Genomic DNA, 11,696 nt, shown 5'->3' with positions numbered 1-11,696 from the left:
GGGGTACAGGATAGTTGTCTCTTAACAGTCTGAAAGACTTGGTGAATTGACCCATCTAAGTGCTGGGATGACACTGACGATGGGCTGGGAAGTTCATTGGTCCTCCCTGAAACTCAGGCTCCCTAGCGGGGCCTTTTCTTTGCCCAACCACATTATGGCTGCGAGAGCATGAGGTTGTGTGGGGCAGGTATGTTGCACGTGAAGACCGCCCTGTTGCTGGATATGTCACCATGTTGAGATGGCGGAAGCCTTAAACCGAGCCATGACTGAGTGTTCCATTCATCCTTATGCTCGCCCTGCCCGCTTGTTTGGCCCCGTGGCCACTGTCGATCGATGGATTGTCGGCCCTAAGGGGGATCGGGGGTGTGGCGGGAGAGATGCCGCGGCCGTCCAAGGTGAAGCAGCCCGATCCTGATGATGACGAGGCCTATCCGCCGCATGCGAACGATGCCGATCCGTGGAAGGCGGCACTCTGCCGAGCCTGTGGCTCGACGTGGTCAAGCGCACCAACCACTGGCGACGGCGGCTGCGTCGGCGGCCTGGAATGCTTGGCTCGATCTGAAGCCCTATACCCGCCTGCCGTGGCTGGGACGGGTCATGGCCGCGTTCATTCTGCGAGCGCGAGGTTTGACGAACCATTCGCTGCCGCTGGCGGCTGGTTTCAAGCAGTCAAAGTTCCGGCCTCAGGGCAGGGAAGGGGCGAAGGAGAAACTCGATGGCTTTTGCCAGGTGATCGAGGAGGCACTGGTGATCGCCCGCGAGCTTATGAGCTGGGTCACAGCAAAGATCCGGAGCAATTCCAAGCTGCCGCACTTGGTAGACCTGTTCCCTCGCGCCCGCTGGTCACGGCGCCGCTCGCGGCCAAGCTGTTGCAGGTCACGCCCAAGGCCGTCGACCTCATGCTGGCCCAACTCGGCGCCTCGCTCTCGCCTTACTGCCATGCTTCAGAGCCCTTGGTCGAGCCTTAATCGGAGAGGGCAGCTTGTTCGAAGATCACGGGAGCACACGGATTGATCTGGCCTGTCCTCGCTGCCACCAACGATTCAAGGTCCGGCTGCGGAAACTTCAATTTGGAGCCGATCTGAGCTGCCGCTTGTGTCGGCATGAGTTCTCGGCCCGAGATGTGTCTCACCGTCCTGAGATTCAGGAGGCTCTTGCAAGTCTGGGTATGGTGGTGAACAAGCGGATGCGTCATTTGAAGTCGCACAGAAGCCGGGACATCGCCGAGGAACGCACCGGCGCGAGCACCTGAGCCACGACAATGCTCGCATGAGCAGCTCTGCTGAGCATGGGCGCGAAGCTGTTCATTCCGCCCCGTGCGAGCAGGCGAGCCGCATTTCTGGCCGACCTGCGCAAGGCGCCCGCAGAGGCTGCATAAGTCTGCGGGGTAGCGGATCCTCGCGATGCCGATATCTTGATCCGGGGGGCGGATCGGCAGGAGGACGCTTGTGGCGGACAGCTATGATGTGGTGATCATCGGGGCAGGACATAACGGCCTCGTCTGTGCCTGCTATCTCGCCGCCGCCAGTCTGAAGGTGAAGGTGGTCGAACAGCGCTCCGTCGTCGGAGGCGCGGCCGTGACGGAGGAGTTTTACCCCGGCTTTCGCAACTCGGTCGCGTCCTACACCGTCAGCCTGCTTAACCCCAAGATCATCCGCGACCTCGACCTGCATCGCCATGGCTTGCAGATTGTCGAGCGCCGCCTGGCCAACTTCTTCCCGTTGTCGGACGGGCAGTATCTCAAGACAGGTGAGGGAGTGACACACTCTGAGATTGCCCGCTTCAGCCGGCGCGATGCCAAGCACTACGAGGCCTACTCGGCTGAGATCGAGGCCATTGCGGATGTGTTGCGCGATCTGGCGCTGCAGCAGCCGCCCAACCTCGTCGACGGGGGCTGGAGCGCTGTGCTGACCGAGGGCTGGAGAGGCCTGAGCATGGGCAACCGCCTGCGCCGGCTGTCTATGACCCAGCGGCGGGCCCTGCTCGACCTCTTCACCAAGTCGGCTGGTGATTACCTCGACGGCTGGTTCGAGACCGACTGCGTCAAGGCCGCCTTCGGCTTCGACTCCATCGTTGGCACCTTCGCCAGTCCCTACACCCCCAACACGGCCTATGTCCTGCTGCACCACGTCTTCGGCGAGGTGAGCGGCAAGAAGGGCGCTTGGGGCCATGCTATCGGTGGCATGGGAGCCATCACGCAGGCTATGGCGAAAGCCGCCCGCGAGCGGGGAGTGGAGATCGAGGTCGACGCCCCTGTCCGGGAGGTGATCGTTGAGAAGGGCAGGGCGGCGGGCATCGTGCTCAAGCACGGTCGGTCCATTCGAGCGCGGGCTGTGGCGAGCAACGTTCATCCGAAGCTCCTCTTCGACCAGCTGGTGCCGGAGGAGGCACTGCCGCAGGAGTTTCTCGCCCGCATCCGGCGCTGGAAGTCAGGCTCGGGCACCTTCCGCATGAACGTCGGTCTGTCGGAACTGCCGAGCTTTACCGCGCTGCCGGGCCGCGAACCCGCCGACCATCACACGGCCGGCATCATCATTGCCCCGTCGCTCGCCTACATGGATCGGGCTTATGACGATGCCAAACGCGAGGGCTGGAGCCGCGAGCCGATTGTCGAAATGCTGATTCCGTCCACCCTCGACGACAGCCTAGCGCCAAAAGGAGCTCATGTGGCGAGCCTGTTCTGCCAGCATGTACAGCCGGCCCTCTCTGATGGCCGCTCCTGGGACGATCACCGCGAGGAAGTGGCCGACCTGATGATTGCGACAGTGGATCGCTATGCTCCCGGCTTCCAACAGAGCGTGCTGGGGCGCCAGATCATGAGTCCGCTCGATCTCGAGCGGACGTTTGGGCTCATCGGTGGCGACATCTTCCACGGCGCTCTGACGCTCGATCAGCTCTTTAGCGCCCGGCCGATGCTGGGTCATGCGGACTACCGGGCGCCGTTGGCGGGACTGTACATGTGCGGCTCCGGCACCCATCCAGGCGGTGGCGTCACCGGTGCCCCAGGCCACAATGCGGCACAGGCAATCCTCGCAGACACCGGCCGACGCCGATTTAGGAGGACCTAATGCGGAGTTTCCGGTGCGTCTCTACCGTCTTCCTCGCCAGGCGTCCCGCAGCAATCGGCGACTTTTCATGCGTATCAAAGAACTCAGCCACGGTGTATCCCCCGGATTGTCACCCGGGCAGACAAAGTCCAGGTAATCCTCTGGAGCCTCCTCAAGGCTCCTGACCACCTGCGGCTTCTTCTCTCCATCGAAGTAAGGCAGAAGGCTCTCCTCGTCCGCCTCGCCATGGTCCTGGTACTCCAGGGTATGGGGCAGACTATCCACGTCCTCGGCAATAGCAAAGATCGCGGATGGCTCTCCGTCCGCAGTGATATTGCGGCGGTACAGCTTCATGCGTCGCGAGCCCTCTTGCGGCTGTTCAGCCGGTGCCAGTACTCAACAGGGAAGCGGACTGAAGCTAGGTCCGGGGTAAAGGAAAACCGAACTCAACAAGCGTCAGACCTGTGGATCCAGCGAGGAGCGACAGCGCTGGGTGATGTGAACTTGCCACGTCAGTCCGTCACAAATGTCGAAACCTGGTCCGCTTCCTCACTTGGGGGGCATCCACGCATTACTTGGCCTGGCCGCTCCTTCGTCCTCATGCCGCTCGATCCAGATCCAGACCGCAAGATCAGCCTCGCACGACCGGCGCGCCAGCCAGTAGCTTTCTGTCGGGCAGCGGCTCACCTCTGGGTACGGCCGCAGGAACTCAACCACTGCAGCCACCGCATCACGGTACGCGCAAATGCCCTCGCCGACGCAGCCGTTGTCGAGCGGCAGCCCGGATCGGCCGACGAGTTGCCACCGGACATGGTAGGCCATCGAGAGCTCCGAAGCACCGTGAAGGCTAAATTGGCATGCCCCAACATCTTCTGACAGAGGCTGATGCACTTGTGGGCCGCGGCTGTTTGAGCTGTGGTATCAGACGTCGTTGTCGCTCGTCAGCTGATCCGGTCTGAGGCCCTCGTCGGGAGGACCCGAATACCTCAGCCGAACGCCGGGTCCTTCCCCGCCATCGGCCTCGAGGAAGAGCACACCTTGATCCTCGAGCGCGACCCGGATGGCCGCCACGGCAGCCTCGGAGGCGCCAAGATCGCCATCCCCTTCCGCCCGTTGGATGGTCGGAATGGACAGGCACGTGCATCCTGCAAGCTCGGCTTGGGACAATCCGAGGAGCGCCCGTCCGGCGCGCAACTGAGCGGATATGACCAGTCTCTCGTGCATCATGACCGTGCCTCTGCTGATCTCAGGACAGCAACATCATGATGACAAGATGTGGTTGACCTGATCATAAGTCGAGCATTCGCCTGTCATGAGCATGATGGGACAACTGAGCTGTGCCAGCCAGTTGGCGTCGGTCTCGAGTGTTCGCCCGCTGGTGTCCGTGTCATAGCCAGCAGCCCATCGAAGAAAGGCCTGATGCCGCTCATACATTGGACCACCAAGCTCGATCTCGCGTCCAAAGCGCTCGCGTTCCCGTGCACGAAGGCGGGCGAGCCTAACCTCGGCAGGGATGTACAGAAAGATCACGAGATCAAAGATCGGGATCAAGGCATCACCCCAACCGACGATCGAACCGGAAAGCACCCAGTTTCCAGCCCAACGGGTTGCAGCCTCCAGCATCCGTACGCGCTCGGCTGACGCTCGCTTGGTTTTGTAAGGTGGAACAGTCGGAAGCCAATACACATCGTCCACATCCACGTGCTGACACTCCAGCCGTTGAGCAAGCGCTCGCCCGAGCGTGGATGAGCCGCAGCCTGCCGCTCCGAAGATGTGAACGCGCTCCAAGGATCGCATCGTCCGGTCCTGCCCACCTGCGCAATCAGAAGTCTAATCGACTGAGCCGGAGGAACAAGGCAGGGTTGGACAGCCCGCGAATTCGCACTTCCCTCTGTAAAACTGCAATCGATGCTGACGCGGGAGGGGCGAAACTCATGGGTTGGCCTCGTCCGAGCGGCGATCCCGATCGCGACATTGCCGACGGGAAGGGAGCCGAAACTATGGGCTTCCTCCTCCAGATCATTAGAGCCTAAACTCTTTGCAGGCAGGAGGTCCGGTGACGGCGTTCCCTCACTGATTGGCGGCTAAGATGACCCTTCTCGCGGTCCGACACGTAACAAAGTATCACTATAGGCAGCCCGTCTCGTTCGGTGAGCACCGGATCATGTTCCGGCCCCGCGACAGCTATGATCAAAGGCTTCTGGACGCGCGGATCGAGATTGATCCGCCTCCGAGCGCGATGCGATGGATCCACGATGTCTTCGGCAACTGCGTCGCCATTGCGCGGTTCACCAAAGAGGCGTCCGAGCTGCGGTTCGAGAGCAACATCCGCCTCGACCATCTGCCTTTGAACGCGCCAGACTTCCAGATGGAGGATTATGCCCAGACCTATCCGTTCGCCTACAGCGCGGAGGAAATGCCTGACCTGACACGGGCCATGGAGCGGCAGTATCTCGACCCCGACCACCAGATCCATCACTGGGTCCAGAAGTTCCTGCATCAGGGACGCCCGACGCGAACGGGTGAACTCCTGATGACCCTCACCTACGCCATCAAGGAGAGCTTCACCTACAACAGACGCTCGGAAACTGGGATACAGGACCCTTTGACAACCCTGATGCTCAATCGCGGGAGCTGCCGCGACTTCGCGATCCTGATGATTGAGGCCGTGCGCGCGCTGGGGCTCGCGGCACGCTTCGTGTCCGGCTACATTTACAGCCCGAGCCTCGACGGTTCCGGCCATGTCGGTGGAGGCTCGACCCACGCCTGGTGCCAAGTCTACCTGCCCGGTGCCGGTTGGGTCGAATTCGACCCGACCAACGGCATCATTGGCAATCGCGATCTCATTCGCATCGCGGTGGCACGGGATCCCCGGCAGGCAGTACCGCTCTCCGGAACATGGATGGGCGAGCCAGGTGATTTCGAAGGAATGGCTGTCGAGGTGAACGTGACGGCCTCAGAGAGCAGCCCAGCGCGCCGCGCCGACAGGACAACCTCGCCCGACAGTAAGCTTTGGCAGCCCAACCCAGAAGGCACCCGATGAAGATTCGGGCAGGCTATCGGATTGCCTTCGAGTGTCCGCAGCCGACGCCGATGCTCCTGATGCTGAATGTTCATCCGTCGCGCGTGCCGGACCTTATCACGCCTGATGATCTCATGCGCGATCCTCCAGTCGAGTACAGGCAGTATCGTGATGCCTTCGGCAACGTCTGCACTCGACTGCTTGCGCCGGCCGGGCGGCTCGAGCTTTCAGCTGATTTCCTGATCCACGATTCCGGATTGCACGATCCTGTCGTTCCAAGCGCCGTGCAGCAGCCTGTCGAGGAGTTGCCTGACGACGTGATCGTCTATCTGCTCGGGAGCCGGTACTGCGAAACCGATCAGCTCTCAGACACCGCCTGGCGTCTCTTCGGCGGTATCCAGGGAGGGTGGGCGCGCGTTCAGGCGATCTGCGACTATGTGCATGATCGGATCATGTTCAATTATCAGGATGCTTGTGCAACCCGGACGGCTTGGCAAGGGTACAACGATCAGGTCGGCGTCTGCCGCGACTTTACCCATCTGGCCATCACCCTGTGCCGCTGCATGAACATCCCGGCGCGTTATTGCACGGGATACCTGGGCGATATCGGCATTCCGCCGATGGATTATCCGATGGATTTCAGCGCTTGGTTCGAAGCCTACCTGGATGGCCGCTGGTACACCTTCGATGCTCGGCACAACACGCCACGGATCGGGCGGGTGCTGATGGCCACGGGACGGGACGCGACCGATGTGGCAATCTCTACGAGCTTCGGTCCGTCCGTATTGACGGCCTTCTCTGTCGTCACAGACGAAGTGGCAAGCGAACACAATTGAGACAGGTTACGTGCCGTTGATCCATAACGTCCTTCTGGCATTGTCCTCGCTCGGACGCTCATCGACAGCTCATGGCTGTGTATCGGCATGCAATATTGTCCCTCCGACATGGCGCTCCGCAGAAGGAGTGCTTCTGTCAACGCTTTGAGCTCATGCAACACCATAAAGGGCAGGGAACATCATAGCCCTGGCTGATGCGGTCCTTGGAACTGTGCCACCCTGACCTAGAGATCGCCCGTCCAACAAGTCGCCGCCGGAAGGCATTGGTGGTATCCTGTCCCGTCATCATGGTGACTTCATGCAGGCGGGGGATTCAAGCTGTTCCCGCAAGCGGCCGGCTTGAGGCGTCGCTAGATCATCCGGGGGGCTGCATGTCCTCGTCTCACTACATCCACGGAACCAGCCCCGAAGAACAGCAGCGGCTAACCGCGATGAACCGCCTCCTCAACGAGCGGTTTCTCGCACAAGCCGCACTCGAACCCGGAGAGCGCATCGTTGATTTCGGCGCTGGGCTTGGACAGTTCTCACGCGCGATGGCGAGAACAACAGGTGTCCCGGTCGTGGGGATAGAACGCAGCAATGAGCAGATCCTCGAAGCGATGAGACAGGCGGATGCGGATGGCGAAACCCATCTCATCGATATGCGGCAGGGGAGCGCAGAAATCGCCCCCCTGACCAATAGTGAGTGGGGACGCTTCGACCTGGCACATGCCCGCTTTCTGCTCGAACACGTTCACAATCCCTTGTTCATCGTGCGAACCATGGCTCGGGCCGTGCGCCCAGGCGGGCGGATCATCCTGGCGGATGACGACTACGACGTGATGCGGCTCTGGCCGGAGCCGCCGGGGCTGGCCCCGGTCTGGCAGGCCTACCAGCGAACGTACGACCGCCATGGCAACGATCCCATTGTTGGCCGGCGCCTGGTGCAGCTTCTGCACCAGGCTGGCGTGCAGCCCCGTCGCAACACCTGGATATTCTTTGGGGGGTGCTCCGGGCAGCCGGACTTCGAGGGTTATGTCAGCAACTTAGCCAAGATTCTCGAGGGGGCCACCGACGCGATTGCCGAAACCGGCACTCCGCGCGAGACCGTCCAGGCTGTCTTGGATGCGCTTGCCACATGGCACAGACGACCGGACGCTGCGCTTTGGCATGGCATCGCCTGGGCGGAAGGGGTCAAGGTCTGACGCGACGGAGCGTCCGCGCATGTCTCGGGGCCAATGTGGATCGCTACTCCTTCATTGCGATGGACTTGCACCACCTATTGCTTGCTGGTCTCCCGGCACACCATGCTCTGACCCCATCAGCAGGCAAGACAGGATTTATCATTCCAAGATGATCAGGCATCTACGCCGAGTTAACTGGAGGAGATCCGTTGCCAGGGCATTCGCACGAAGCGTTTGGGGTTTGCCGCAAGGATCATCATCATCTCGGCAACATTTTCCGGTGTGACCAGGCCCACAAGGCGAGCCTCGCTGTTGACCACTCCGATGGCAGGTAAGCGACCATCCTGCATGAGGCGCAAGGCATCATCGAGCGGCAGACGATGATGAATGACAGGAACGTCGGAGCGCATGACCTCCACCGCCGGCGCGTCCGGACCTCGTTCGCGCAACGCGCGGATCATGTCGTCGCGCGTGAGCACGCCTCGCAGATGTCCCGCACCATCAACAATAGGGAATTCGTGTTGAGTGGTCTGGATTAGATACTGCACTGCGTCCTCGACACGGCTGCTGGGGGTCAGGATCTCAAACCGGGTGATCATCGCATCTGAGACCAGCAGCCCACGGGAGACCTGGCGCATCTGGACTGCATGAGCTTCCGAGGCCGCCCCCAGATAGACAAAGATCGCGATGAAGATCAGAAGCGGGTTGCCCATGAGGCCGAGCAGGGCAAGCCCAAACGCCAGGACCTGTCCGACTGTAGCGGCAATCTGTGTGCCGCGGCTGTAGCCCATGCGATAAGCCAAGATCGCTCGGAGCACGCGCCCGCCATCCATCGGAAACGCGGGGATGAGGTTGAAGATTGCCAGGAAGATGTTCACCGAGACCAAGCGGGCCAGCAGGCTCACTCCTGGATTCTGGAGCTCCATGCTCTCCCGCGGCAGAAACCCACCGAGCGCTAGGTATAGGACGGCCGCGATCATGAGGTTCACGGCCGGTCCAGCCAGGGCGATGACTAACTCCTGAGACGGCTCCTCGGGGATACGCTCGAGCCGAGCCACGCCACCAATGGGCAGAAGGGTGATGTCCGGTGTCTGCACGCCGTAGCGTCTGGCAGCCAGGACATGGCCGAACTCGTGCAGCAGCACACAGAGGAACAGAAGAACGATGAAGATGACGCCCTGGACGGCCGCATCGCGTCCACCCTGAGCGTAGTGCGTCACCGCAATCCAGACGAGGAAGAGAAGAAAGGTGAAGTGGACGCGAATGATCGTGCCCTTCACGGCCCCAATGGGGATCGACCAAGCCATACTCTCTCCTCAGGCCGCACCTCTGGTTCAGGAACGTCCGACCGCAAGGAAGAGTTCTGAGGCCTCCTGAGATCGCCAGAGTTCGTGCCAAGTGCCTGTGCGCCACTTATTGAGAGCGCCAAGCTCCTAAAACGAGGAGAGTATAAGGAAGTGTGGGGCAGCATTATCTCCCGCAGGCTTGGCTCTCATTGCACTGCCGCTGATCTGGCTTGATCGCCTGCCTCTCGGAGGGCCCTCACAGGCTGCCCCACAAAACCTCATGCTCTCCGGAGGAGGCACGTTAAGAGCGAAATGCGGGCTCTTAACAGCCGAGCTTAAGGGCGTGGGTGAGCCAGAGTTGCCCGTTTGGATCACATCCAAGGGGCACTCCCATCTCATCGCTGATGCCTTGGAGTCATGAGTGTCGGTCAGGTTGACAGGGGTAGCAAATCATTCATCCTCTCGGGCTTAGACGTTGCGGAGGAGCCATGGTCACGCACGTCTCTCACGGTTCACCACCGCGCCGAGCTCCTGGTCCGAAGGGGCTGCCGTTCCTCGGGAATTTGCCCGACCTCGGGCGTGATGTTCTGGGGTTCTTCACGCAATGTGCGCGCCAATACGGTGACATCGTCAGCTTTCGGTTAGCCGCTTGGCCGGCCATGCTCCTTAATCATCCTGACCTGGTTGAATACGTCCTGGTCAAGAACCACCAGAACTTCATCAAGCACCGCTTCTTCTGGCGCCATGTCGAGGCCATCTTCGGTCACGGGCTGCTCACCAGCGAGGGGAAGTTCTGGCACCAGCAGAGGCGTCTGGCAGCACCGGCTTTTGCTGGGTCTCGGGTGAACCGCCACAGTGGCACCATGGTGCAAGCCACCGAGTCCATGCTCCAGCACTGGCAGTCAGGACAGGTTCTCGATGTGCACCAGGAGGCTATGGCGCTTACCCTGCAGATCGCCGCCAAGACCCTGTTCGATGCGGAGACGAGCCAGGATGTGGCTGACGTCAGCCGGGCGATCGATGAGGTGATGGAGCAGATCGCAACCCGGTTCCGGCGCCCGTTCTGGCTTCCCGATGCTCTTCCACTTCCAGGCAATCTCCGCTATCGGCGCGGCGTACAGCGCCTGGATCGGTTGGTAGCCAGGATTGTCGCTGAGCGAGGGGACAAGGCTGAGGATCGTGGCGACCTGCTGTCCCAGTTGATGCTGGCCCGCGATGAGGCAGACCAGCCGATGGGTAAGCGCCAGATCCGGGACGAGGTCATCACCATGCTCCTCGCCGGGCATGAGACCACGGCCCTGACCCTCTCCTGGAGCTGGTATCTTCTCGGATTGCACCCTGCGGTGGACGAGCAACTTGCAGAGGAAGTGCATACAGTCCTGGGAGGGCGATCACCGACCGTCGATGATTTGCCTCGCCTTCGCTTCACTGAACAGGTTGTGAACGAGGCCTTGCGCCTGTACCCACCCGCCTATGCCATTGGCCGCGAGGCGCTGGCGGACTGTGAGATTGCGGGGTATCGCGTGCCGGCGGGCACCACAGTCTATGTCAGCCCGTGGGTGATGCATCGGGATCCGCGCTGGTTTGACAACCCACAAGCATTCCAACCCGAACGCTGGGCGAGCAATCTGGCAAAGGAACTGCCGCGCTTTGCTTACATGCCATTCGGCGGTGGGCCCCGCATTTGCATCGGCATTCGGTTTGCCATGATGGAGGCGGTGCTGATCCTCGCAACAGTGGCCCAACAGTTTCGGCTGACATGGCAGACGGCTCGGCCGGTTCAGCCGAACCCTCCATCACGCTCCGTCCTGGCGGAGGGGTTTGGGTCAAGCTCGCCTCGCGATCGCCTAGGGTCGTCCCGTAGAGCATAAGCCACAAGGGCCTTCGAACCACTAGGGCGGCGAGAGCCAGGCACATCAACAGGACGGGCAGGCGCATCGGGCTCCTCCAGCTGGCTGACTAACGGCCAAGCCTCACTCCTGGCGACGCAGGATCGCCGCCATTGCTCTTGTGGGTGAGGCCAGCTGGACTCGGGCAGGCGATGCTTCTCTCCAAAATGTCCGGGTTCCTATGGGCATTGACCAATGCGACTTCTCGAAACTTGAACAAGGTCCAATCTGGAGCTTATCGGCAGGAACGCTTTGGGCTTGCTCGTCGAGCCGTGGCTGTGAGAGGACTGCGTCCGGCCTGGGGCGCTTCATGCCAAGTGACTGGATGCCCTAGGTGTTCAGTCCCGGCATTTGATGGACCGGGTCAAAGGTGAAGCGTTTGGGCTCCTGTGTCCAGCATTTGCAGATGAACTCGTAGGGTGTGAGGCCCCTGAGGGTCTTCAGCCTTCGGCC

At 61.3% G+C, this 11,696-nt stretch carries 11 protein-coding genes and 2 pseudogenes; 7 read left to right on the top strand and 6 right to left on the bottom strand.

All coding sequences use genetic code 11. The features are described from left to right. Window positions 1–414 precede the first annotated feature (414 nt). The 3 genes and pseudogenes from ACS5Q1_RS42840 to ACS5Q1_RS42830 all read left to right on the top strand — a co-directional run. Window positions 415–729, top strand: a pseudogene (locus ACS5Q1_RS42840) (DUF1612 domain-containing protein); the annotation flags it as partial. Continuing rightward, window positions 723–968, top strand: coding sequence for a helix-turn-helix domain-containing protein (locus ACS5Q1_RS42835; protein WP_473103935.1), 246 nt, complete (start codon window positions 723–725; stop codon window positions 966–968). The pseudogene ACS5Q1_RS42840 and the gene ACS5Q1_RS42835, both read left to right, overlap by 7 nt. A 480-nt stretch (window positions 969–1,448) precedes the next feature. After that, entirely contained in the window at window positions 1,449–3,068 is a 1,620-nt protein-coding gene (locus ACS5Q1_RS42830) for a phytoene desaturase family protein (protein WP_473103934.1), read from the top strand. Between the two features lie 21 nt (window positions 3,069–3,089). On the opposite strand, the gene ACS5Q1_RS42825 is transcribed toward ACS5Q1_RS42830, so the two are convergent. From ACS5Q1_RS42825 to ACS5Q1_RS42810, 4 genes are all read right to left on the bottom strand, one after another. Continuing rightward, window positions 3,090–3,401 carry a hypothetical protein gene (locus tag ACS5Q1_RS42825; protein WP_473103933.1) on the bottom strand — a complete coding sequence of 104 codons (312 nt, stop codon included), beginning with the start codon at window positions 3,399–3,401 and terminating at the stop codon, window positions 3,090–3,092. A 195-nt stretch (window positions 3,402–3,596) separates the two neighbouring features. Beyond that, entirely contained in the window at window positions 3,597–3,869 is a 273-nt protein-coding gene (locus ACS5Q1_RS42820) for a hypothetical protein (protein WP_473103932.1), read from the bottom strand. Between the two features lie 99 nt (window positions 3,870–3,968). Then, entirely contained in the window at window positions 3,969–4,274 is a 306-nt protein-coding gene (locus ACS5Q1_RS42815) for a helix-turn-helix domain-containing protein (RefSeq protein ID WP_473103931.1), read from the bottom strand. 33 nt (window positions 4,275–4,307) lie between these two features. Continuing rightward, on the bottom strand, window positions 4,308–4,844 hold the full coding sequence (locus tag ACS5Q1_RS42810; RefSeq protein ID WP_473103930.1) for an AAA family ATPase: 537 nt from the start codon (window positions 4,842–4,844) through the stop codon (window positions 4,308–4,310). Window positions 4,845–5,136: 292 nt separating this feature from the next. Between ACS5Q1_RS42810 and ACS5Q1_RS42805 the strand changes: the two genes are divergently transcribed. From ACS5Q1_RS42805 to ACS5Q1_RS42795, 3 genes are all read left to right on the top strand, one after another. Continuing rightward, on the top strand, window positions 5,137–6,090 hold the full coding sequence (locus ACS5Q1_RS42805; protein WP_473103929.1) for a transglutaminase family protein: 954 nt from the start codon (window positions 5,137–5,139) through the stop codon (window positions 6,088–6,090). Further along, complete coding sequence (locus tag ACS5Q1_RS42800; protein ID WP_473103928.1) at window positions 6,087–6,905, top strand: transglutaminase-like domain-containing protein; 819 nt, start codon at window positions 6,087–6,089, stop codon at window positions 6,903–6,905. The genes ACS5Q1_RS42805 and ACS5Q1_RS42800 overlap by 4 nt, the downstream gene beginning before the upstream one ends. Before the next feature lie 371 nt (window positions 6,906–7,276). Beyond that, window positions 7,277–8,089, top strand: a complete 813-nt coding sequence (locus ACS5Q1_RS42795) for a class I SAM-dependent methyltransferase (RefSeq protein ID WP_473103927.1) — start codon at window positions 7,277–7,279, stop codon at window positions 8,087–8,089. 170 nt (window positions 8,090–8,259) lie between these two features. On the opposite strand, the gene ACS5Q1_RS42790 is transcribed toward ACS5Q1_RS42795, so the two are convergent. Next, window positions 8,260–9,375 (bottom strand): site-2 protease family protein, encoded by a 1,116-nt coding sequence (locus tag ACS5Q1_RS42790; RefSeq protein ID WP_473103926.1) that lies wholly within the window; start codon window positions 9,373–9,375, stop codon window positions 8,260–8,262. 467 nt (window positions 9,376–9,842) lie between these two features. On the opposite strand from ACS5Q1_RS42790, the gene ACS5Q1_RS42785 reads away from it, so the two are divergent. Then, window positions 9,843–11,225, top strand: coding sequence for a cytochrome P450 (locus ACS5Q1_RS42785; protein ID WP_473103925.1), 1,383 nt, complete (start codon window positions 9,843–9,845; stop codon window positions 11,223–11,225). Between the two features lie 348 nt (window positions 11,226–11,573). Here ACS5Q1_RS42785 and ACS5Q1_RS42780 read toward each other — a convergent pair. Next, window positions 11,574–11,696, bottom strand: a pseudogene (locus ACS5Q1_RS42780) (IS481 family transposase); the annotation flags it as partial.

The organism is Microvirga sp. GN3 (assembly GCF_055792825.1).
Note: the sequence above shows the minus strand (reverse complement) of the source record. Positions and strands in the feature narration are given on the sequence as shown.